At 58.9% G+C, this 21,385-nt stretch carries 20 protein-coding genes and 1 tRNA gene; 16 read left to right on the top strand and 5 right to left on the bottom strand.

Annotated elements, in window-relative coordinates; all coding sequences use genetic code 11:
* Positions 1-8 precede the first annotated feature (8 nt).
* The 4 genes from QN370_RS18860 (at position 9) to QN370_RS18845 (ending at position 4,867) form a co-directional block, all read left to right on the top strand.
* Positions 9-359 carry a RidA family protein gene (locus QN370_RS18860; RefSeq protein WP_322126977.1) on the top strand — a complete coding sequence of 117 codons (351 nt, stop codon included), beginning with the start codon at positions 9-11 and terminating at the stop codon, positions 357-359.
* 14 nt (positions 360-373) lie between these two features.
* Positions 374-2,647, top strand: coding sequence for a bifunctional (p)ppGpp synthetase/guanosine-3',5'-bis(diphosphate) 3'-pyrophosphohydrolase (locus QN370_RS18855; protein WP_322126978.1), 2,274 nt, complete (start codon positions 374-376; stop codon positions 2,645-2,647).
* Between the two features lie 112 nt (positions 2,648-2,759).
* A tRNA-Val gene (locus QN370_RS18850) sits at positions 2,760-2,836 on the top strand.
* Positions 2,837-3,286: 450 nt separating this feature from the next.
* Entirely contained in the window at positions 3,287-4,867 is a 1,581-nt protein-coding gene (locus QN370_RS18845; protein WP_322126979.1) for an alanine/glycine:cation symporter family protein, read from the top strand.
* A gap of 89 nt (positions 4,868-4,956) precedes the next feature.
* On the opposite strand, the gene cynS is transcribed toward QN370_RS18845, so the two are convergent.
* The 3 genes from cynS to QN370_RS18830 all read right to left on the bottom strand — a co-directional run bounded on the left by cynS (position 4,957) and on the right by QN370_RS18830 (position 7,055).
* Positions 4,957-5,406: a cyanase gene (cynS, locus tag QN370_RS18840; protein ID WP_322126980.1), complete on the bottom strand. Its 450-nt coding sequence runs from the start codon at positions 5,404-5,406 to the stop codon at positions 4,957-4,959.
* 350 nt (positions 5,407-5,756) lie between these two features.
* Positions 5,757-6,044: a hypothetical protein gene (locus QN370_RS18835; protein ID WP_322126981.1), complete on the bottom strand. Its 288-nt coding sequence runs from the start codon at positions 6,042-6,044 to the stop codon at positions 5,757-5,759.
* Between the two features lie 540 nt (positions 6,045-6,584).
* Complete coding sequence (locus QN370_RS18830) at positions 6,585-7,055, bottom strand: ANTAR domain-containing response regulator (RefSeq protein WP_322126982.1); 471 nt, start codon at positions 7,053-7,055, stop codon at positions 6,585-6,587.
* Positions 7,056-7,268: 213 nt separating this feature from the next.
* Here QN370_RS18830 and QN370_RS18825 point away from each other — a divergent pair, with 213 nt between their 5' ends.
* The 6 genes from QN370_RS18825 (at position 7,269) to sugE (ending at position 14,244) form a co-directional block, all read left to right on the top strand.
* Complete coding sequence (locus QN370_RS18825; protein ID WP_322126983.1) at positions 7,269-8,411, top strand: BMP family ABC transporter substrate-binding protein; 1,143 nt, start codon at positions 7,269-7,271, stop codon at positions 8,409-8,411.
* Between the two features lie 97 nt (positions 8,412-8,508).
* Positions 8,509-9,531: an adenosine deaminase gene (locus tag QN370_RS18820; RefSeq protein WP_322126984.1), complete on the top strand. Its 1,023-nt coding sequence runs from the start codon at positions 8,509-8,511 to the stop codon at positions 9,529-9,531.
* Positions 9,531-12,041: an ABC transporter permease gene (locus QN370_RS18815; RefSeq protein ID WP_416172119.1), complete on the top strand. Its 2,511-nt coding sequence runs from the start codon at positions 9,531-9,533 to the stop codon at positions 12,039-12,041. The genes QN370_RS18820 and QN370_RS18815 overlap by 1 nt, the downstream gene beginning before the upstream one ends.
* A 2-nt stretch (positions 12,042-12,043) precedes the next feature.
* Entirely contained in the window at positions 12,044-12,436 is a 393-nt protein-coding gene (locus tag QN370_RS18810; protein WP_322126985.1) for a group II truncated hemoglobin, read from the top strand.
* A 40-nt stretch (positions 12,437-12,476) separates the two neighbouring features.
* Positions 12,477-13,832: a DNA recombination protein RmuC gene (gene rmuC / locus QN370_RS18805; protein WP_322126986.1), complete on the top strand. Its 1,356-nt coding sequence runs from the start codon at positions 12,477-12,479 to the stop codon at positions 13,830-13,832.
* 91 nt (positions 13,833-13,923) lie between these two features.
* The gene (gene sugE, locus QN370_RS18800) at positions 13,924-14,244 is read left to right on the top strand and encodes a quaternary ammonium compound efflux SMR transporter SugE (protein WP_322127243.1); all 321 of its coding nucleotides are present in this window, start codon (positions 13,924-13,926) and stop codon (positions 14,242-14,244) included.
* An 18-nt stretch (positions 14,245-14,262) separates the two neighbouring features.
* Here the strand turns inward: sugE and QN370_RS18795 are convergent, their stop codons facing one another.
* Together QN370_RS18795 and QN370_RS18790 are read right to left on the bottom strand one after the other, a co-directional pair.
* Complete coding sequence (locus tag QN370_RS18795; RefSeq protein ID WP_322126987.1) at positions 14,263-14,907, bottom strand: response regulator transcription factor; 645 nt, start codon at positions 14,905-14,907, stop codon at positions 14,263-14,265.
* Positions 14,904-16,295 carry a HAMP domain-containing protein gene (locus QN370_RS18790; RefSeq protein WP_322126988.1) on the bottom strand — a complete coding sequence of 464 codons (1,392 nt, stop codon included), beginning with the start codon at positions 16,293-16,295 and terminating at the stop codon, positions 14,904-14,906. Before QN370_RS18790 ends, QN370_RS18795 begins: the two co-directional genes overlap by 4 nt.
* Before the next feature lie 199 nt (positions 16,296-16,494).
* Here QN370_RS18790 and pqqA point away from each other — a divergent pair, with 199 nt between their 5' ends.
* The 6 genes from pqqA to QN370_RS18760 all read left to right on the top strand — a co-directional run bounded on the left by pqqA (position 16,495) and on the right by QN370_RS18760 (position 21,194).
* Positions 16,495-16,608 carry a pyrroloquinoline quinone precursor peptide PqqA gene (pqqA, locus tag QN370_RS18785; RefSeq protein ID WP_322126989.1) on the top strand — a complete coding sequence of 38 codons (114 nt, stop codon included), beginning with the start codon at positions 16,495-16,497 and terminating at the stop codon, positions 16,606-16,608.
* 65 nt (positions 16,609-16,673) lie between these two features.
* Positions 16,674-17,588: a pyrroloquinoline quinone biosynthesis protein PqqB gene (gene pqqB, locus QN370_RS18780; RefSeq protein WP_322126990.1), complete on the top strand. Its 915-nt coding sequence runs from the start codon at positions 16,674-16,676 to the stop codon at positions 17,586-17,588.
* Entirely contained in the window at positions 17,585-18,298 is a 714-nt protein-coding gene (gene pqqC, locus QN370_RS18775; protein ID WP_322126991.1) for a pyrroloquinoline-quinone synthase PqqC, read from the top strand. Before pqqB ends, pqqC begins: the two co-directional genes overlap by 4 nt.
* Positions 18,295-18,573 carry a pyrroloquinoline quinone biosynthesis peptide chaperone PqqD gene (gene pqqD, locus QN370_RS18770; protein ID WP_322126992.1) on the top strand — a complete coding sequence of 93 codons (279 nt, stop codon included), beginning with the start codon at positions 18,295-18,297 and terminating at the stop codon, positions 18,571-18,573. Before pqqC ends, pqqD begins: the two co-directional genes overlap by 4 nt.
* A gap of 2 nt (positions 18,574-18,575) precedes the next feature.
* Positions 18,576-19,703 (top strand): pyrroloquinoline quinone biosynthesis protein PqqE, encoded by a 1,128-nt coding sequence (gene pqqE, locus QN370_RS18765; RefSeq protein WP_322126993.1) that lies wholly within the window; start codon positions 18,576-18,578, stop codon positions 19,701-19,703.
* 18 nt (positions 19,704-19,721) lie between these two features.
* Entirely contained in the window at positions 19,722-21,194 is a 1,473-nt protein-coding gene (locus QN370_RS18760; RefSeq protein WP_322126994.1) for an MFS transporter, read from the top strand.
* The last annotated feature ends 191 nt before the right edge of the window (positions 21,195-21,385 follow it).

Here is a 21,385-nt window from a genome sequence, read left to right as displayed (position 1 = left end):
TCAACACCATGACCATACAGCGCTTGCATGTCGGCCTCACGTTATCCGAAGTCGCAATCCATCGCGGCACCATTTATCTGGCCGGCCAGGTGGCCGATGACACAACGCAGGATATCGCCGGTCAGACCCGTGAAGTGCTGGGTCACATCGACCGGTTGTTGCAGGAGGCGGGCAGTGACCGCAGTCGAATTCTGATGTGCCAGATTTACTTGCCCGACCTGGCCGATTTTGCCGCGATGAATACGGTCTGGAACGATTGGGTCACGCCCGGTCAGACACCGCCGCGCGCGACGGTTCAGGCCACGCTGGCCAATCCGGCATGGCGAATTGAAGTGGTCGTTACTGCCGCTCAAAAATAAGGCAATCGCGTTCGATGGTTTCTTCTCTCGCCCTCTCGGGTATGGCACAGCGCGAACTGGCATCCGATCTCAATGAGGTTGATGCACAGCGCATTGCCGACGTGCTCGCGTTTGTCGAGCCGGTGTACACCGGCCGCACCGTCGTAACCGGTCAGGATGCGTGCGCATTTTCGGTCGGCGTTGCTACCACGCTGGCCTCGTTGCAGACCGATGCCGACACCCGCATCGCGGCGCTGCTGTTCGAACTGCCGGTACTCGATCCGCTGCTGGCCGGGCAGATCGAAACGCGCTTCGGCAAGGAAGTCGCCGTCTTCGTCGAGGACGTGCGGCAAATGATGCGTTTGCATGAACTGACCTTCGGCCAGCAAGAAGTCGGACGTGGCAAGAACGCCGCGCAGCAAGCTGCCGCCCAGCTCGAAACCTTGCGCAAGATGCTGCTGGCGATGGCGTCCGACATGCGTGTCGTGCTGGTCCGGCTGGCATCACGCACCACGACCTTGCGCTATTTTGCCGAGCAACGCATTGATACCGAACAGACTTACCGCTATGCACGCGAAACGCTGGATCTGTACGCGCCGCTGGCAAACCGGCTCGGCGTGTGGCAGCTCAAATGGGAAATGGAAGATCTGTCGTTCCGTTTCCTGGAGCCGACGGCGTACAAGCAAATTGCGCGCATGCTCGAGGAAAAACGCATCGGTCGCGAGACCTTTGTCGCCTCTGCCATCTTGCGCCTGCAGTCGGAACTGGCCAGCGCCGGGATCGAGGCCGACGTCTTTGGCCGGCCCAAGCACATCTACAGCATCTGGAACAAGATGCGCGGCAAGTCCATCGATTTCTCGTCGCTGCATGACGTGCGGGCCTTTCGCGTCATCGTCGAGGATGTCAAAACCTGCTACGCGGTGCTCGGTATCGTGCATGACAACTGGGTACCGGTGCCGGAAGAGTTCGACGATTACATCGCGCGACCCAAGCCCAACGGGTACCAGTCGCTGCACACGATCGTGATGGCGGAAGACGGCCGTCCGCTCGAAGTCCAGATCCGCACAAAGGAAATGCATTACTTCGCCGAATATGGCGTGGCGGCACACTGGCGCTACAAGGAAAGTGGCGGCTCGCATTTCGCGGCCCAGAAGTACGATGAAAAAATCGCCTGGTTGCGCCAGCTGCTGGCATGGAAAAGCGATGTCGCCGACAGCGTGGTCGCGCAGGACGATACGATGCGGCGCGAGTGGGTCGACAAGCTCAAATCGGCCACACTGGACGACCGCATCTATGTGCTCACGCCGCAGGCACGGGTTATCGAATTACCCAGCGGTGCCACACCGATTGACTTTGCTTATCACCTGCACAGCGATGTCGGCCATCGCTGTCGTGGCGCGCGCGTCGATGGGGCGATGGTGCCGCTCAATACCGCGCTCAGGAACGGTCAGACAGTCGAAATCATTACCGCCCGTGGTGCCAGCGTGGCGCTCGGCGCAGCCGGCCCGTCGCGCGACTGGCTCAGTCCCGGTTATGCGGTCAGTGCACGCACGCGTGCCAAGGTGCGCGCCTGGTTCAATGCCATCGCGCAGGAAGAAACCTTGTCCAGCGGACGTGGCCTGATCGAAAAAACCTTGCAGCGCGAAGGCAAGACCGCCGTTAACCTCGAGGAGTTGGCGCACAAGCTGGGTTTCCTGAAGCCTGATGATCTGTATCTGGCCGTTGGCAAGGACCAATTCAGCCTGCGTCATGTCGAGCAAGTCTTGCACGCCGACGAGGCGGGCAGGACCGTTCAGAAAAATGCCACGCCCGACCATGTCGTTGTGCCCAAGCGCGAGAGTGCATCGAGCGTCGTCAAGGGAGCCAAGACCGGGGTGCTGGTCGTCGGTACCGATGGCTTGCTGACGCAGTTGGCGAAATGCTGCAAGCCGGCACCGCCGGACGCTATCGTCGGCTTTGTCACGCGCGGCAAGGGGATTTCGATTCATCGTGCCGACTGCAAGAATTTCGTCGAGATGCAGGTCCAGACGCCTGAGCGCGTGATCCAGACAAGCTGGGGCAGCGCTGCGGCCGAAACGGTGTATCCGGTCGATATCTTTGTGATGGCCGGTGACCGCCAAGGCTTGCTGCGTGATATCTCCGAAGTCTTTCTGCGCGAGAAAATTAATGTGGTCGGGGTCAGTACGCAAAGTGCGAAAGGGCACGCACGCATGGCGTTCACTGCCGAGATCGCCTCGACCGCGCAGTTGATGAAAGCCTTGTCAGTGATCCGCGAGGTCGATGGCGTGATGGAAGTGCGGCGCGCCTAGGTTGCGCAACAGCAGATCACCAGCGCGGCGCAATGAAAATCAAACCGATTTATCGATTCTGGAAAAACAGGCTGGCAAAACAGGAAATACTTGGCTATACTTCGACCTCTTCAGGCGCGTAGCTCAGCTGGTTAGAGCACTACCTTGACATGGTAGGGGTCGTTGGTTCGAGTCCAATCGTGCCTACCAAATTCGTTACTCCCGATTGCTGGCAACGCCAGTCGTCGATGCAGGCAGACTTATTTGGTATATCTGAAGGTTGTATCAGCTCAATGGAAGCGCAGTCCGGCTTCCATTTTTGCTGTCTGGCGTTCTTGTTTTGTTAGTCCGTTTTACCCTCCTGCCTCTTCTCCGTCGGCATCACCGCACGGGCAATTATTCTTGTCGTTCGCGTTTATCTTTCCGTACCTTTTACCTCCAGTTAACTGACCATCAGTAGCAATAAAATCTTGCTAGGAAGTTAGTGGTTGCTCACGTAGCCTCGCGCGGCCTATTTCGCATGTGCATGCGAAAACAGCACAGTCCCGGCACGACGCCTTCGTCAGCGAAGAGCATGTCGTGTTCCTACGATGCTGACGTGAAATCACTCAGCACATCATCGAGACCCACCGGCGTTCTTCGCCACATCGGAGTGTGACCATGCGACACCTGAAATTTCTTCCGATCGCATTTGCTTTCGTCCTGTTCTCCGGTTCTGCGTTGGCGCAGGGAGTCGCGACCATCGATACGCGCATTAATGCGGCCTTCGCTGCGTCGACCGGTTGGTTCGTCAGCCTGGTCTTTGCCTCATTGCCTGGCACCGCATTTCCCTGGATCGTACTCTGGCTGGTTTTTGGCGCGCTGATTTTTACGTTGTACTTCAAATTCATTCAGGTACGCGCTTTCCGCCATGCGATTGAACTTGTCAGAGGCGATTATTCGAATCCGAAGGACAAGGGCGAAGTCAGTCATTTCCAGGCGCTTGCCACGGCGTTGTCCGGCACAATTGGGCTAGGTAATATTGCTGGCGTCGCCGTGGCCGTTGGTATCGGCGGACCGGGGGCAACGTTCTGGATGATTGTTGCCGGCTTGTTGGGCATGGCCACCAAATTTACCGAATGCACGCTGGGTGTGAAATACCGTAACGAGTATCCGGACGGGTCGGTCTCGGGCGGACCGATGTACTACATGGCCAAGGGTTTTCGCGAACGGGGCTTGCCAGGTGGTCGCTTCATGGCGGTTGTGTTTTCGCTGCTGTGCCTGGGCGGATCGTTCGGTGGTGGCAACATGTTTCAGTCCAATCAGGCGCATGCCCAGCTGGTCAATATCACCGGCGGTGCAAACAGTGTGCTGGCCGGCCATGGCTGGATTACTGGCGTTATTCTTGCGGCGATTGTCTTTGCCGTCATCGTCGGCGGTATCAAGTCGATTGTTACCGTCACTGAAAAAATTGTCCCGTTGATGGCATTGCTGTACGTGGGTGCGGCACTGGTTGTCATTCTGGTCAATTACGACCGGGTCGGCTGGGCGTTCGGACAGATCTTGAGTGGTGCCTTCACTGGCCTCGGGGTGGCAGGCGGCTTTGTCGGTGCCCTGATCCAGGGTTTTCGGCGTGCCGCGTTTTCAAATGAAGCCGGGGTTGGTTCCTCGGCGATTGCGCACTCTGCGGTCCGTACCAACGAACCGGTCACCGAGGGCATCGTCTCTCTGCTCGAACCCTTCATCGACACGGTTGTGATCTGCACGATGACGGCGCTGGTGATCGTGATTTCAGGTGTGCTGACGGTCGATCCCTTCACCGGCATCTACCTGGTGACCGATGGAAAAATTGCCACGACAAACGGCGCTTCCGGGGTTGAGTTGACGTCCATCGCGTTTGCGCAGGGCATCAGCTGGTTCCCTTACGTGCTTGCTGTTGCCGTATTCATGTTTGCGTTATCAACGATGATCTCGTGGTCGTATTACGGACTCAAGGCCTGGACTTACCTGGTCGGCGAAGGCAAGAAACGCGAACTGATCTACAAGCTGGTTTTTTGCGCTTTTGTGGTCATTGGTGCCGCCGCGCAGCTAGGCGCGGTGATCGATTTTTCGGATGCGATGATTTTTGCGATGGCGGTTGTTAACATCGCGGCCTTGTATTGCCTGATGCCTGTGGTGAAGCGTGAAGCAACATCGTACTTTGCACGCTTGCAATCCGGAGAAATCAAGAAGGTCGGCGACCCGGCTGGCGCAAAAAAATAAGCGCGCTGGAAGCCAACGCGCCTCTCGCAGAAGGATTCCCGCGTTCGCGGGAATCTCCTCTCAGAGTTCCTGTGAGCGCAATGAATCTGCTAGTAGCTCTTGTAGCCCAGGAACTTGCCCGACATGACCAGGTTGACGCGATCGCCTTTCGGGTCGGCCGCGCGCTGAATATCCATGGAAAAGTCGATCGCGCTCATGATGCCGTCGCCAAATTCTTCATGAATCAATTCCTTGATCGTCGAGCCATAGACACTCACAATTTCATATAGCCGGTAAGTCAGCGGGTCAGTCGGTACTGCGGTCGAGAGCGACCCTTTTGACGGCACCACCTGCAACCACGCCACTGCTTCGTCGGACAGGTCGAACAGGCGACCAATCGTTTCTGCCTGTGCCTTGTTGAACGTCATCTGGCCAAGACATCCTGCAGTCGTCCATTCCTTGCTCAAGTTGATGGCTTCGGCGACTTGCACCCACTTGATGCCTTTGCTTACTTTTGCCGACAGGATCATTTCTGTTACTTGCTTACGGTCATGAATCATGAATAGTCCTCGGTGAACGAAAATCGGGAAAGAACGTTGGGGTAGCCATCGCAACGATGTTAGGTCGCATGACAGTTTTGGGGAAAGCAACAAGCGCGCCACCAATCAGGCCGGAAATCGGTGTCACAGTGATGTCGACTTTGGGTGTGGTGCAAGCACCTGATGACGGATTACGTGGCGTCGCCGCTATGTGGACTCTTTTTTACGTTGATGGGTTCAACGTTGTCGGCCAGATCTTGGTCGCAATGCACCGTAAGGCGGCGCTGGGGCCCGCCTTCAGGCAGTGGACGCTGCGTTGCCGGGTTTGCCCGGCAAACAAGGGGTGCTGTCGAACCAGATATCGCGGATTACTATGCTTTTGGTTTGAACTGCTCCGGACTAATCCGGTGCTTTTCACGCCTGTCGCCCATCAGATTGCGCAGTTCCCGGATGCTCAGGTCACTGATTTCATGCATGCGGATCAGCATCGAGGCACCGACGGGCAGGCGGCGATGGCGGATCTTGCTGATCACTGGTGGTGCGACACCGAGTTCGCGGGATAGTCCTGCATCGTTCTTGCTATGCATTTTTTCGATCAAAAAGTCCAGTAGACGGTTGGGGTCGTAATCGACGTTGTCCAGTATGCTGATATCGTTCATAGAATTCTCCTGGTGGCAGTTTCTTCGTTGCGGGGTAGTGCTGGCAGCGAAATAATTGGATAAACCGTTACTTTACGTGGTTTTTCTAATTTGATAACGTTATTGCATTTTATCTGCTCTTTGCGGAGGACATGGAGATTAAAAACGACATCGCAACGAGGGAGTTTTTCTGCAGGCAAGAGTACTGGTGTCGCTGTTCGCGGTTGTGAACTGTCGAATTTTGATGGGATAAAGTGCATGCATCGCGGGCCTGCCAGAGAGTTGAAAAAAAAGGCCCGCGGTGAAGCGGGCCCAAACCCATTTGGAGAGGTGTTACAGATGAAGCGAGTTCAATATACCGCTAGTTTCGATTAATTGTAACTAAAAGTTTTTATGGAACAACTAACGTTCTTTTTTGACCACGTTATGAAACCACCCACAAATTTGAGTGAAGCAGGGCGCACAAATTGACCCGGTGCAGCCGAGGCAATTTGATAACAAGGCGAAGTGAGATTGTCTTGCCGGCCGCTGAGGCGCAGTCGGCTTCATGCAGCATGGATGTCAGGGTGCGCTGTCGCTTGACGTGGTGTCTGGCGCTATGCCTGCCGATTTGTCAGCCGGTGCTGGCGTCTCAGCGGATATCGCTGTAGCGGCTTGCCGTTGCCGCGCTATTTTCAGGATGGCATTGCGAATGGCTGTCTGTACGGTCACCGGATTGAATGGTTTGACGATGAATCCATGGACACCGCGTTGCGCGGCCCCCTGAACCAGATCCGAATCCATGCGGCCAGAAACAACAAAAATTAATGCTTTCGGCAATGCTTTGCGCAGCAAATCAATGATGGTGAAGCGCTGGTCGGCGACCTCGCCGATATCCACGCAGAGGATTTGTGGCTCCAATTTGATGATGCGCGCCAGACCGGCATCGCTGGTGTTCGTGTCGCCAATCACGTCATATCCGCCAGCAACCAGCAAGGTCGATAATAAATTGCGTGTAATTGAATTGGCGTCAATGATTACGACTTTCAGCATTGCCGGATTTCCTTTTGCGACATGATTAACACCGTATTTTGGCGAACTTGGAGTCTCACATAAACCGTTGGCGCTGGCAATGCAGCTGGCGTGTCAGCGTGATTTTGTAACTGGCAGACGCCTCACCGCCACGTTCGGCAGGATCTTGCGGTACTGTTCGTTCCGAACGCACATTTCTGAACTTTTATTTATTGACTACGAGGAGCACTTCCGATGCCTGACTTCCTGAATCGACGCATGTCGTTGCGCGTGCTGGCGCTGGCAGTGGCCATCCCGGTGCTGGGTTGTAGCCCGAAAATCGAGACCGGCACCGTGGCCGCGACGACTCCGGCAGCGGTGCCGGTCGCGGTTACTGGTCCACTCAAAATAGGGTTTGTTTATGTGGGTCCGGTCGGGAATGCCGGCTGGACGTATGCGCATGATCTGGGTCGCAAGGCGATCGAAAAAGAATTTGGCGACAAGGTAAAAACGACCTTCGTGGAAAATGTGGCCGAAGGTGCCGACGCGGAGCGTGTGTTTCGCGACCTCGCCGCCCAGGGCAATACGCTCATTTTCGGGACCACCTTTGGCTACATGGAGCCGATGCTGAAAGTAGCCAAGGATTTTCCGGCGGTGAATTTCCAGCATGCGACCGGCTACAAGACCGCCGCAAACATGGGCGTCTACGACGCGCATACCTATGAAGGCGCCTACCTCGCTGGCGTCGTGGCGGGCAAGATGACCAAGTCCGGCAAGCTCGGCGTGGTCGCGTCGATCCCGATCCCGGAAGTCATTCGCAACATCAACGCCTTTACGCTGGGTGCGCAAAGCAGCAATCCGGCGATCAGCACGCGCGTGGTCTGGATCAATAAATGGTTCGATCCTGGCAAGGAGCGCGAAGGGGCGCTGGCGTTGATCGGGCAGGGCGTCGATGTGCTGATCCAGAATACGGATTCGCCAGCAACGCTACAGGCGGCCGAAGAGAAGGGCGTCCATGCCTTCGGCTGGGATTCGGATATGTCGAAGATCGGGCCGAAATCGCATCTGGCATCGGCAACAATCGACTGGTCACCGTATTACAAGAAAGTGGTCACCGAAGCACTGGCCGGCTCCGTCAAAAGCGCCGATAGCTGGTGGGGCGTGAAGGAAGGGGCGATCGTCATGGCCAGCATCAATGCGGCGCTGCCAGCCGATGTCAGGACCCTGCTGGAGCAAAAAACTGCGGCAATCAGCGATGGCACGCTGACTCCGTTCCAGGGGCCTATCATGGATCAGGCCGGCAAGGAAGTCGTCGCTGCCGGTCAAACGATGGCCATCAAGGACATGAAGGGCTTGCGTTATTACGTCAAGGGCGTGGACGGCGCGATGCCCAAATAAGCATCGGCATCGTTGTCAAAAACCGCTGGCCGAGTGTGCCGGCGGTTTTTTTTGAGCGATTCCTTTATCATGGCCGGCTACTCTCAAGGATATCCGCATGAATGAAGCATTGCGCCACACCCTGCAGCAGATGCCAAAAGCAGAGCTGCATATCCACATCGAGGGTTCGCTCGAACCGGAACTGATTTTTGCACTGGCCCAACGTAACAACGTGGCACTGGCCTTCGAGTCCGTCGATGCCTTGCGTGCGGCGTATGCGTTCACCGATCTGCAGTCATTCCTTGACATTTATTATGCCGGTGCCAGCGTGCTGCTCACCGAGCAGGATTTTTACGACATGACCCGCGCCTACCTGCTGCGCGCGCACCAGGATCAGGTCCGTCACACCGAATTATTCTTCGATCCGCAAACACACACCGCCCGTGGCGTACCGATGGAATTCGTCATCAACGGTATCTGGCGTGCCGTGCAGGATGCGCAGCAGGAGTGGGGCATGACCGGCGCGCTGATCCTGTGCTTCCTGCGTCACCTGTCCGAAGACGACGCGTTCGACACGCTGGAACTGGCATTGCCACACCGCGATAAATTCATCGGTGTGGGCCTCGACTCGGCCGAGCTTGGCCATCCGCCAGAGAAGTTTGCCCGCGTGTTTGCCAAGTGCCGCCAGCTCGGTCTCCATCTGGTCGCGCATGCCGGCGAAGAAGGTCCGCCGGCCTACATCACCGCGGCGCTCGATGTCCTGAAAGTCGAGCGCATTGACCATGGCGTGCGCTGCCTCGAAGATGCCGCCCTGACAGCACGGCTGGCGCATGAACGAATCCCACTGACGGTCTGTCCGCTGTCAAACCTGAAGCTGCGCGTGGTCGACCGGCTGGTGGATCACAACCTGCTGAAATTGATCGAGGCGGGTCTGATGATCACCATCAATTCGGATGATCCGGCCTACTTTGGCGGCTACCTGAACGACAACTTCGTGGCCACCTTCGAGGCACTGCCACTGACGCGTAACCATGCCCAACAGCTGGCACGCAACAGTTTCGATGCCGCTTTCATTGATGGCGCAACCCGGCAAAAATACCTCGCCGAAGTCGATGCATTTTTTGACGGGCAGCCCGCCTGATGATGCTGACCTTGTTGCAATCGCTGCGCATGACGCTGCGCGACTGGCGAGCGGGAGAGCTGCGCTTTCTGCTCGTGGCACTGGTGGTGGCGGTATCGGCACTGACATCGGTGAGCTTTTTTGTTGACCGCATGCGCACTGGCCTCAATCGTGATGCGCATCAGTTGCTGGGTGCCGATCTGGTGATCCGCGGCGATGCGCCGATCAGCGAAGCGTGGCGCGCCGAGGCCCGCAAACGCGGGCTGACACTGGCCGATACCATCGTGTTTCCAAGCATGGCGCTGGCTGGCGAAGGCGATGCGATGCAATCGAAACTGGCGTCGGTGAAAGCCGTGACCACAGGGTATCCGTTGCGCGGTAGTCTGAAAGTCGCCCCGAACAGCAAGGCAGGTGGTGTGGCGACGCGCGCCATTCCGGCCGCCGGGACCGTCTGGGTCGATCCGACCCTGCTGCTGGCACTGAACCTGCAGGTCGGCGCGTCAATCAAGCTCGGCGACAGGCAATTCAAGATCGACCGGGTCATCACGGCAGAGCCAGATCGCGGTGCCGGCTTCATGAATTTTGCGCCACGCGTGATGCTGGCCGAGGCCGATCTGGCTAGTACCAACCTGATCCAGTTCGGTTCGCGCATCACCTATCGTTTGCTTGTGGCCGGCCCGCCCGAGGCGGCCAGCGCTTTCCAGCAGTGGGTGGAGAGCAGCATCGATGCCAATGCGATCAAGGGTATCCGTCTTGAGTCGCTCGACAGCGGCCAGCCGCAGATGCGGGCGACGCTCGAACGCGCCGAACAATTCCTCTCGCTGGTCGGCTTGTTGTCCGCGATGCTGGCAGCGGTTGCCATTGCCATGGCAGCGCGCCAATTCATGTTGCGCCATGTCGATGCCTGCGCGATGTTGCGTTGCCTCGGCATGACGCAAAACAAGGTCACGCTGATGTATCTGGTGGAGTTTTTCATCATCGGTCTGGTCGGCAGCGCCGTTGGTGCGGCGGTCGGATTCAGCGCCCATTTTGTCTTGCTCGAATGGCTGGGCGGACTGGTAGCCAGTGACTTGCCGGCAGCCAGTGTCATGCCCGCGCTGCAGGGCATCGCGATCGGTTTGCTGTTGCTGGTCGGGTTTGCGCTGCCACCGGTTCTGCAATTGCGCAATGTCCCGCACAACCGCGTGATCCGGCGCGAACAGGATGCGCCGCAGCCGGTGGCGATCCTGACCTACGGTCTCGGTTTGCTGACCTTCATCGGCTTGCTGTTGTGGCAGGCGGGTAATCTGAAACTGGGCGCGCTGACGGCCGGTGGCTTTCTCGGCGGGCTGGCGGTCTTTGCCTTGCTCGGCTGGCTCAGCCTGAAATCGCTGCGCGCATTGCGTGGCCTGGTCAATCATGCCAGCTGGCGCTTCGCGGTGACGGCATTGCAACGGCGTCCCGGTGCGACCGTGGTGCAGATCGTGGCTCTGTCGTTGGGCTTGATGGCACTGCTGTTGCTCACCGTGGTGCGCGGCGATCTGGTCAATGCATGGCGACAGGCGACGCCCGCCGATGCGCCCAACCAGTTTGTCATCAATATCCAGCCGGACCAGACCCAGCGTGTCAGCCGTGAACTGGTGGCCAATGGTGTCGTTAATCCGACGCTCTATCCGATGATTCGCGGACGGTTGATCGAGGTCAACAGCAAGCCCACGGGTGGCGACGAGTATGTGGATGATCGCGCCAAGCGGCTGGTCGAGCGCGAGTTCAACCTGTCGACGATGACCGGTTTGCCGCCGCAAAATCAGGTGGTGGCCGGACGCTGGTTCGACAACAGCAAACCGGAAGCTTCGGTCGAAGAAGGCCTCGCCAAGACCTTGGGACTGAAGCTGGGCGACGTGCTCAAGTTCGACATTGCCGGGCAACAGATCGAAGCGCCGGTCACCAGCTTGCGCAAGCTCGACTGGGGTTCGATGCAGGTGAATTTTTTCGTGATCCTGAATCCGGCCGTGATGGCCGATACGCCGCAAACGTGGATCACCGCGTTCCATTTGCCGCCGCAGAATGTCGCGCTGGTCAACCAGCTCACGCGTGACTTTGCCAACCTGACCGTGGTCGATGTCGGCAATGTGATCAGGCAGATTCAGGCCGTGGTCGATCAGGTCGTCACGGCGGTCGAGTTCCTGTTCCTGTTCACACTGGCTTCCGGTGTGCTCGTGCTGTACGCCGCGCTGGCTGGCTCGCATGACGAGCGCAGCCGCGAGGCCGGATTGCTGCGGGCACTGGGCGCGACGCGCAAGCAATTGTCGCAAGCGCAGTGGATCGAGTTCGTGCTGGTCGGCGGCTTGTCGGGCTTGCTCGCCGCCACCGGTGCCTCGGCGGTCGGCTGGTCACTGGCCACGTTCGTGTTTGATTTCGCGTGGCAGTTCAGTCCGGTAGTCTGGATTGCCGGATTAGTAGTGGGTGCTGCCTGTGCGGTATTTGGTGGCTGGGTCGGCTTGCGCAATGTGCTCAACCAACCACCGCTGCAAACCCTGCGCGGTACCTGACGATGACGAGCGAATCGACGCTGTTGTACGACCTCATCGGCGGCGATGCGCGGGTGCGCGAACTGGTCGACCGGTTCTATGACCTGATGGATCTGGAGCCGGAATTTACCGAACTGCGCGCACTGCATCCGACCACACTGGACGGTTCGCGTGACAAGCTGTACTGGTTTCTCAGTGGCTGGAGCGGTGGTCCGGACTTGTATATCGAACGCTTCGGTCATCCGCGTTTGCGGGCGCGTCATTTGCCGTATCCGATCGGTGTCAGCGTGCGTGACCAGTGGATGCAATGCATGGCATTCGCGTTGCAGGACATCGGTGTCGAAGAGGGCTTGCGCGACCGGCTCATCACGTCGTTTTACCAGACCGCAGACTGGATGCGCAATCGCGAGGGTTGAGCCCGATGCAGCCTTGCCCACACTATTTTGAAAAGATGACATGACCTATGTCGAAATGATTGCGTTGCTCTTGCTGGCGGTCGTGATTGCGCTGCAGATTCTGCTGCTGATGCGTGCTCGCGGCAGCGACAGTACACCCCAGTTGCAGCAGCAGCAGCAGCAACAGCAGCAGCTGTCCGCCGAGCGCCTCGAACGGCAAGTGCAGGCATCGGCGCAAGCCACCCGCGTTGAGCTGGGCAGTAACTTCGCCCACTTCCAGCAAACCCTGTCGGCGCAGTTGACCACGCTCAACGGAGCGATCGCGCAGCAGGCACACAGCGGTCGTGAAGAACAGTCGCTGGCCCTCAAACGCTTCGGCGACACGCTGCAGCAAACGCTGGCCACACTGACTGAATCGAACGCCCAGCGCTTGCTCGAAGTACGCGCCACACTGGAAGAAAAAATCAAGGACCTGCAGGCCGACAACGGCGCGCGGCTTGAAGAAATGCGCAAGACCGTCAATGAAAAACTGCACGCCACGCTCGAACAGCGCCTCGGCGAGTCGTTCAAGCTGGTGTCCGACCGGCTTGAAAAAGTCCATCAGGGCCTCGGTGAAATGCAGCAGTTGGCTATCGGCGTGGGCGACCTCAAGCGCGTGCTGACCAACGTCAAGACGCGCGGTACCTGGGGCGAAGTGCAGCTTGAAATGCTGCTCGAACAAGTGCTCACGCCCGAGCAATACGCGAAGAATGTCGAGACCGTGCCCGGCAGTGGCGAGCGCGTCGAATTTGCCATCAAGTTGCCGGGACAGGACCACGGCAACACGCCGGTCTGGATGCCGATCGATGCCAAGTTTCCGAAAGAGCAGTACGAGCGTTTGTCGGATGCGGCCGATCGTGCCGATGCCGACGGCGTTGCCACCGCGGGGCGCGAGCTCGAACGCGTGATCCGTGGCGAGGCCAAGACCATCGCCGACAAGTACCTGTCGCCACCCTTGACGACCGACTTCGCGATCCTGTTCCTGCCGACCGAAGGCCTGTATGCCGAAGTCATGCGCCGGCCCGGACTGGCCGACGACATGCAGCGCGTGCACCGGGTCAGCATTGCCGGTCCGTCGACCTTGTCGGCCTTGCTCAACAGCTTGCAGATGGGGTTTCGCACGCTGGCGCTGGAGAAGCGCTCATCCGAAGTGTGGCAAGTGCTGGGTGCGGTGAAGACCGAATTCGGCAAGTTTGGCGACGTGTTGTCAGCCACGCGGGTGGCGCTGGAACGGGCCGCCAAGAATATTGAAAACGCCGAAGTGCGCAGTCGTCAGATGGCGCGCAAACTCAAGTCGGTTGAAGCATTGCCAGCGGCCGAGGCGGAGCACTTGCTCGGTGCTGCAGAGGAAATGGCACCGGACGGTGTACCGGACTAAGCCAGTCCTCGCATGGTGTCAGGAAGTGAGGACGACCTCACCGCTCCATCCCTATCCGGAAGACGACTTCCCTGTCACGACGAGGTGCTCGATGAACTGGATATTGCTGCTGTGTGCCGGACTGCTTGAAATCTGCTGGGCCGTTGGCCTGAAATACACCGAAGGATTCACCCGGCTGTGGCCGTCGGTAGGAGCCGTACTGGCGATGAGTGTGAGCCTTGGCTTGCTCGGCATCGCCATGAAAACCCTGCCTTCCGATACGGCCTATGCGGTCTGGGTCAGCATCGGTATCGTCGGTACGGCCGGGGTGGGCATGGTTTTTCTGGGTGAGCCGGCCAGTGCCGGACGGCTGCTCAGCCTGGCACTGATCATCGCCGGTGTGGTCGGTCTCAAGCTGTCGTCGGCGGCCTGATGATGCGAAGACACTGGATCAGACCTCGATCAAGCCATGCCGTACCGCGATCAATGTCAGTTCGGCCTGGTTGCCGGCACTGAGTTTTTGTTTGACGTTGTACAGGTGCGTGCCGGCAGTACGCGGTGATATGTTCAGATCGACGGCAATCTGGTTGACCGACAAGCCTTTGGCCAGCTGGATGAACACACCGAATTCGCGCTCGGACAAAATCTCCAGCGGATTTTTGGCTCCATCGAATTCCTGCAATGCCATCCGTTGCGAGACATGTGCATCGAGGTACATGCGTCCGCTGGCGACCTGCCGGATCGCGTGGATCAGTTCATCCGGCGCACTGCGTTTGGACAGGTAGCCAAGCGCACCGGCCTTGAGCATGAAGCGCACGTAACTCGGGTTTTCATGCGACGACAGACCGAGTACCTTGATGTGCTTGTCGCGGGCCAGAATGCGACGCGTGGCATCGACCCCAGTGCTGCTGTCACCGAACGAAATATCCATCACCACCACATCGGGCTGGCAGGTCTGCAATTGCAAGTAGGCGGCATCGGCCGAATCGGCTTCGGCAATGACGCGAATGTCCGGTGTCGCGTCGAGCAGCATCCGGAAGCCGAAGCGCACCACCATGTGATCATCGACCAGCATGACCGTGACAGGTTTGTTCATGCGACGTTTTCTTTCATCGGTATCGTCAGTTCGACCAGCAGACCACCTGGTTCGCCTGGCTGGAAACGCAACGTGCCGCCCAGCGATTCGGCCCGTTCCTGCATGCCGCGCACGCCGTAGTGACCGGCGCGTATCAGTGTGGCGGGACCACCTTTGCCATCGTCGCCGATCGACAGGCACAGGTCATCGCCACACCGGCGCAGCCAGACCAGCGCATGGCGGGCACCGGCATGACGGATCACGTTGGTGAGGGCTTCCTGAACGATCCGGTACAACGCGATTTCGATCGGTTCGGACAGGGCCGGCATGTCGTGATCGGTGCGAAACGTGATGTCGAGTGCCGGGCAGGCGAGTTGCAGTTCGGTGATCAGGTCGCGCAGTGCATCGGCCAGTCGCATGCCATCGAGCTGGATCGGTCGCAGTCGCGGGATCATCCGATGCAGCGCATCGGCGGTCGAGCCAGCCGTGTCGAACAGCATCTGCACGCACTGCTGACTGGTGCCGTCGCGGATTGCCGGTTGCTGCATCAGCGACTTGGCGATGCTGCGGATGGCGGTCAGTGACTGGCCCAGTTCATCGTGTAATTCGCGCGCCAGCGCGGCACGTTCTTCTTCGATGCGCTGATGCAGCAGCGTCGTGAATTCGCGCTGCGCCGCCAGGCGTGCCTGGACATCGGCGCTGGTCTGGCGTACCTGCATGTTTTCCTCGACGGCTTGTGCCATGCGGTTGAACGTGCGGCCCAGTTCGCCGGCTTCGCGACCGGCCAGCGGTGGCAACCGGATCGCGTGTTCACCACGTTCGATTGCACGCAATCCATTCTGGATGCGGTCCAGCGGTGCCAGCCAGCGCCCGACAATGACAAACACCAGCAGATCGGCCACCAGCAGCAGCAACGCCTCGACCAGCACGATGCGCTTGAGGTCATCCCAGGCATCGAGGACCGAGCGGGTCGGGTTCGGCGTCACGGTCAGCTTGCCGCCGGCGAGCACGATGGTGGTCGCCGGCAGGTGCGGCGTGACCAGTGCTTCGTACCAGTCCGGCGCATCGCGACCGGCCTTGTAAGTCGATGGCGGCGACGCATAAATCTGCCGGCCGGTTTGATCCTGCAAGCGGATTTCATTGGCGCGGACGCGGCCGGTTTCCTGCAAAAAGCCGCCGAGCTGATCCAGTCCGCCCATCGCCGAGAGCCACGTGATACGGCTCAGCAGTTGCGCGGCGATGCGGTTCGATGCCTCGATTTCTTCGCGCACGCTGGTGCGTGCCGACTGGATTTGCACCATCACCAGCAAGCCCAGTACGAGCATGCTGATCACGCCGAAGATCAGGTTGATTTTGTGGCGCAGGCTGAGTGCGGCGGGTGGTCGCGGGGAACGGGAGGGTGCGGTCATGGCGCATTCTACCGGCTGTGACGGGTAGGGGGTATTGGCGAGCCTGGTTGGTGCATTCTGCGCATCACATGCCGTCCCACATGCCCGTCTTCCACCGACTCTTTCATGAAAATCATGAGCCCTCTTGCGTCAATCCGCGCATGCCCATCGCCGATGACCGGCGCATGATCAACCTGCCCGACCAGCACCTTGACCGGGCATGACCAATTCCATCAATGAGACAAACAAGGAGCATCACATGACCTGGACCACACCAACCGCTATTGATTTTCGCTTTGGTTTTGAAATCACGTTGTACATCGCCAACCGCTGATTGATCAACGATAGCCGGTGTCGACAACGACCGCGACGTCGATTTCCCGGCTATCCGGAGCTACCTTGAAAATACGCATATTGGGTTCAGCCGCCGGTGGTGGTTTCCCGCAATGGAATTGCAACTGCTTTAACTGTAGCGGCGTACGCGATGGCAGTATCCGCGCGACCGCCCGGACTCAGTCGTCGATCGCTGTCAGCGACAACGGCACGGACTGGGTGCTGATCAATGCCTCTCCCGATATCTTGCGCCAGCTGATTTGTGCTCCTTCCTTGCAGCCCGCGCGCGCTATCCGCGACAGCGGCATCTGCGCCGTGCTGCTGATGGATGCGCAGATCGACCATGTGACCGGTTTGCTGATGCTGCGCGAACGCTCGTCGCCGTTGCCGCTGTACGCGACCGAACAGGTCTTTGCCGACATCTCGACCGGCTTGCCGATTGCCTCGGTGCTCGGCCATTATTGCGGCGTCGAGCGCCATACGATCCACCCTGACGGCCAGCCCTTCGTCATTGACCCGCTCGCGCAGATCAGTTTCACGCCGCTGACCTTGTCGAGCAAGGCACCGCCGTATTCACCGCATCGCAACGACCCGCATCCGGGCGATAACATCGGTCTGATGATCACCAGCCAGACTAGCGGCAAGCGCGTGTTCTATGCGCCGGGACTCGGTGCGCTATCACCGGAGATCACGGCAGCGATGGCCAGCGCGGATGTTCTGCTGGTCGATGGCACGTTCTGGACCGAAGACGAAATGATCACGCTGGGCCTGTCAAAAAAACCGGCCTCGGCCATGGGACATCTACCGCAAAGCGGTCCCGACGGCATGATCGCCATCCTCGACACGATGCCAGCCAGCCGCAAAATTCTTATCCACATCAATAACAGCAATCCGATCCTGCGCGAAGACTCTGCCGAACGGGCAGTACTGACGCAGCACGGCATCGAGGTGGCACACGACGGCATGGAGATTCAATTGTGAGCAATTTAATTGCACCCGCATGGACTCGCGAAGAATTCGAGCTGCAGCTGCGCGCCAAGGGCAAGAGCTACCACATTCATCATCCGTTCAATGTGCGCCTCAACAGCGGTCAATGTTCACCTGCGCAAATTCGCGGCTGGGTCGTCAATCGCTTTTACTACCAGTCCATCATCCCTAAAAAAGATGCGGCGATCCTGTCCAACTGTGATGACCGCGAGACCCGCCGCAAGTGGATTTCGCGCATCCTCGATCATGATGGTTACGATGATTACACGGGCCACGCGGCCGGTGGCATGGAAGCCTGGACCCAGCTCGGTGCGGCCGCCGGGATAGAACGCGACGAGCTCTGGTCGCTGAAAAAGGTGGTGCCCGGTGTGCGTTTTGCCTGCGATGCGTATGTTGAATTTGCCCGTCGCCAGCCGTGGCAGGAAGCGGTCTGTTCGTCACTCACGGAGATGTTCGCACCGCAAATCCACAAGGACCGGCTGGCTGGTTGGCCTGATCACTATCCGTGGATACAGGCGTCGGGACTGGCGTATTTCCGCAGCCGGATTCCATTGGCGCAGCGCGATGTCGATCACGGCATGGCCGTGACGCTGGACCATTTCACGACGCGCGCGCAGCAAGAGCGTGCGCTCGACATCCTGCAGTTCAAGCTCGACATCCTGTGGGCGATGCTTGATGCGATCGAGAAGGCGTATCCCGAATGACGACCACCAACGAGCAAGTCACGCCGGCCACGCCCAAACTCAACCGCCATTTCCGTCTGCAATGGGAAGAGGCCCAGCACTGCCATGTGCTGCTCTATCCCGAAGGCATGGTGCGGCTCAATGCCAGCGCCGGAGAGATCTTGCAACTGTGCGATGGCGTCACCACGGTCGACCACATCGTCACCACGCTGGAACAGAAGTTCAGCACGACCGGCTTGCGCGCTGATGTCGATGGCTTGCTGGCCCATGCGTTTGAACAGAACTGGATTGTCTGACCATGAAGCCTGTGCCGACCCCACCTTACTGGCTGCTGGCCGAGCTGACCTATCGCTGTCCGTTGCATTGTGCGTTCTGCTACAACCCGGTCAATTACGAATCAGTGCGCAATGAACTGAGCACCGCCGAGTGGTTCACGGTGATGCAGCAGGCGCGCGCGCTGGGTGCGGTGCAGTTGGGTTTTTCGGGTGGCGAGCCGCTGCTGCGCGACGACCTCGAAGAGCTGGTTACCGAAGCGCACCGGCTCGGTTTTTATACCAACCTGATCACCTCTGGTGTCGGCCTGACCGAGTCACGTTTGTCAGCGTTGAAGCAGGCTGGCCTTGATCATATCCAGTTGTCGTTTCAGGATTCGACCAAGGAGCTCAATGATTTTTTGAGCAGCACCAAGACCTTCGACCTGAAGAAAAAAGTCGCGGCGCTGATCAAGAAGTTTGACTACCCGATGGTGCTCAATTGCGTGCTGCACCGGCACAATTTGCCGCACGTTGACAAGATCATCGAGATGGCGCTGGCGCTGGACGCCGAATATCTGGAGCTGGCCAACACGCAGTACTACGGCTGGGCGATGAAGAACCGTGACCAGCTGATGCCGACGCGCGAACAACTGCGTGACGCTGAAGACGTCGTAGCGACCTATCGCGAAAAAATCGGCAAGCGCTGCAAGATTCTGTTCGTGATTCCGGATTACTTTGAAGACCGGCCCAAGGCTTGCATGAATGGCTGGGGTTCGGTGTTCCTTGGTGTCGCACCCGATGGCGTTGCACTGCCTTGCCACAACGCGCGGGATTTGCCGGGGCTGGATTTACCGAACGTGCGCAACATGTCCATGCACGAGATCTGGTACGACAGCAGCGCCTTCAATCAATACCGTGGCGACGACTGGATGCAGGAGCCGTGTCGCAGTTGTCCGGAGAAGGCCAAGGACTTTGGCGGTTGTCGCTGTCAGGCGCTGATGCTGGCCGGTGATGCCGCGGCGACCGATCCGGTGTGTGCCAAGTCCCCATTGCGTGAACGGGTCGATCAGATTATTTTTCAGGCGGCCAATCGCACGGCGAGCACCACGCCAGCGGTTCTTGAACAGCCGATTGTCTTTCGCACTGACTATAATTCACGCACCTTGGCTTGATCGGGTATAAGTACCGGCATGCAAAATCCTGTCGCCGAACCCCTTAATATCCGCCTGATCATCAGCGGCCTCGTGCTCGTCATCCTGCTCGGTGCCATCGAGCAAACCGTGGTGGCCGTGGCGCTGCCGGTGATTGCCAAACAGCTCGACGGTTTTGCGCAAATGGCCTGGGTGATTTCCGCCTACCTGGTCGCCTGCACGGTGGCCACGCCGATCTGGGGCAAGCTCAGTGATATCCACGGGCGCAGTGCCAGCCTGAGTGCTGCCATCATCATCTTCACGCTGGGTTCGCTCGGTTGTGCGCTGGCGATGTCGATGCCGCAGCTAATCGGCTATCGGGTCTTGCAGGGGCTGGGCGGCGGCGGCCTGATCTCGGTGGCGCAAGCGACCATTGCCAATGTCGTGCCGCTGCGCGAACGCGGCCGCTATCAGGGCTACATCAGCGGCGTGTATGCCTCGGCCAGCCTGGCCGGCCCCATCCTTGGCGGCTACCTGACGCACTATATGTCATGGCGCTACATCTTCTGGATCAATTTACCGCTGGGCTTGCTGGCGCTGTGGCTGGTGCGCCGTTCGCTGCGCAATTTGCCGGTCACGCATGCGCAGCACAGCGTCGATTATGTCGGTGCCATCCTGTTTGCCTCCGGCCTGACGTCGGTGCTCATTGCGATGACGCGGCTGGGGCAGGGCGTGGCGCTGGTTGATCCGTTCAATCTGTTGCTGGCCATTGGCGGGATCACGATGCTGCTGCTGTTCGGCTGGCATTCGAGTCGCAGTAGCGCACCGCTGATCCCGCTCTCGCTGTTTCGCAACAAGACCGTGGCGATTTGTTGCGTGGTCCTATTTATCGCTTTTTTCCAGTTCATCTCGATGTCGGTACTGCTGCCGTTGCGCTTGCAACTGGCTGGCGGCATGGCACCGGACTCGTCGGCACTACGCTTGCTGCCGCTGACGCTGGCGATTCCGCTCGGGGCCTTTCTGTCGGGACGGCTGATGAGTACGACCGGGCATTACAAGAGTTTGCAACTGGGTGGCGCGATTGCCGCCACGATCGGCGGCATCGCCATGGCAGTGTGTCCGCTGGATCAGACCTGGTTGATGGTCGTGGCGCTGGTGGTGCTGGGAGTCGGGCTTGGGTTCCAGTTCCCGACCTCGATGGTGGCGACGCAAAACGCGGTATCGGTCGGGCATATTGGTGTGGCGACGGCGTTGACTTCGCTGTCCCGCTTGCTTGGTGGGGCGGTGGGAGTCGCCGTGCTGTCGTCGCTGCTGACCACGCTATTGCGCCATGCGTTGCCGGACGCACCGGCAGAGTTGTTCGCGTCGCTGATGTCGGATTCATCCGGACGGGTTGCGGCGGACGGCGCGTTTCGTCAGTTGTTCCTGATTAGCGCCGCTTGCTCGGCACTGGCACCGCTGCTGATCCTGCAATTGTCGGAGAAAGAATTGCGCGGCAAGCCGATCTCGGTGGCCGAGGCGTCGAAGTCCTGATCATCCCGTAGGGTGCAATAACCGAAGGGCATTGCACCAACCGTCGCGCATCACCTCAGCGTAAGGTGCAATAACCGCAGGGCATTGCACCGAATACTCTGGCTGCGGGAACTGATTCTGTATGCGCTTCGTCATGACCTAGCCGGGGGCGGCCCGGCAGCCGGTCACTTCTTTTTGCTTCGCCAAAAAGA

Source organism: Actimicrobium sp. CCI2.3, from assembly GCF_035019065.1.
In the GTDB taxonomy this organism is placed as follows: Bacteria; Pseudomonadota; Gammaproteobacteria; order Burkholderiales; family Burkholderiaceae_D; genus Actimicrobium.
The sequence above is the reverse complement of the archived record's forward strand: the minus strand, read 5'-3'. Positions and strand labels throughout refer to the sequence as shown.

What these genes read in the sequence shown, in the direction of transcription:
- pqqA (WP_322126989.1), top strand. Translation starts at nt 16,495, where the DNA reads ATGACCAATTCCATCAATGAGACAAACAAGGAGCATCACATGACCTGG.
- QN370_RS18845 (WP_322126979.1), top strand. Translation starts at nt 3,287, where the DNA reads ATGCGACACCTGAAATTTCTTCCGATCGCATTTGCTTTCGTCCTGTTC.
- sugE (WP_322127243.1), top strand. Translation starts at nt 13,924, where the DNA reads ATGAACTGGATATTGCTGCTGTGTGCCGGACTGCTTGAAATCTGCTGG.
- QN370_RS18855 (WP_322126978.1), top strand. Translation starts at nt 374, where the DNA reads ATGGTTTCTTCTCTCGCCCTCTCGGGTATGGCACAGCGCGAACTGGCA.
- QN370_RS18820 (WP_322126984.1), top strand. Translation starts at nt 8,509, where the DNA reads ATGAATGAAGCATTGCGCCACACCCTGCAGCAGATGCCAAAAGCAGAG.
- QN370_RS18795 (WP_322126987.1), bottom strand. Translation starts at nt 14,907, where the DNA reads ATGAACAAACCTGTCACGGTCATGCTGGTCGATGATCACATGGTGGTG.
- QN370_RS18810 (WP_322126985.1), top strand. Translation starts at nt 12,044, where the DNA reads ATGACGAGCGAATCGACGCTGTTGTACGACCTCATCGGCGGCGATGCG.
- pqqE (WP_322126993.1), top strand. Translation starts at nt 18,576, where the DNA reads ATGAAGCCTGTGCCGACCCCACCTTACTGGCTGCTGGCCGAGCTGACC.
- QN370_RS18825 (WP_322126983.1), top strand. Translation starts at nt 7,269, where the DNA reads ATGCCTGACTTCCTGAATCGACGCATGTCGTTGCGCGTGCTGGCGCTG.
- QN370_RS18835 (WP_322126981.1), bottom strand. Translation starts at nt 6,044, where the DNA reads ATGAACGATATCAGCATACTGGACAACGTCGATTACGACCCCAACCGT.
- rmuC (WP_322126986.1), top strand. Translation starts at nt 12,477, where the DNA reads ATGACCTATGTCGAAATGATTGCGTTGCTCTTGCTGGCGGTCGTGATT.
- QN370_RS18760 (WP_322126994.1), top strand. Translation starts at nt 19,722, where the DNA reads ATGCAAAATCCTGTCGCCGAACCCCTTAATATCCGCCTGATCATCAGC.
- QN370_RS18830 (WP_322126982.1), bottom strand. Translation starts at nt 7,055, where the DNA reads ATGCTGAAAGTCGTAATCATTGACGCCAATTCAATTACACGCAATTTA.
- QN370_RS18815 (WP_416172119.1), top strand. Translation starts at nt 9,531, where the DNA reads ATGATGCTGACCTTGTTGCAATCGCTGCGCATGACGCTGCGCGACTGG.
- QN370_RS18790 (WP_322126988.1), bottom strand. Translation starts at nt 16,295, where the DNA reads ATGACCGCACCCTCCCGTTCCCCGCGACCACCCGCCGCACTCAGCCTG.
- cynS (WP_322126980.1), bottom strand. Translation starts at nt 5,406, where the DNA reads ATGATTCATGACCGTAAGCAAGTAACAGAAATGATCCTGTCGGCAAAA.
- QN370_RS18860 (WP_322126977.1), top strand. Translation starts at nt 9, where the DNA reads ATGACCATACAGCGCTTGCATGTCGGCCTCACGTTATCCGAAGTCGCA.
- pqqD (WP_322126992.1), top strand. Translation starts at nt 18,295, where the DNA reads ATGACGACCACCAACGAGCAAGTCACGCCGGCCACGCCCAAACTCAAC.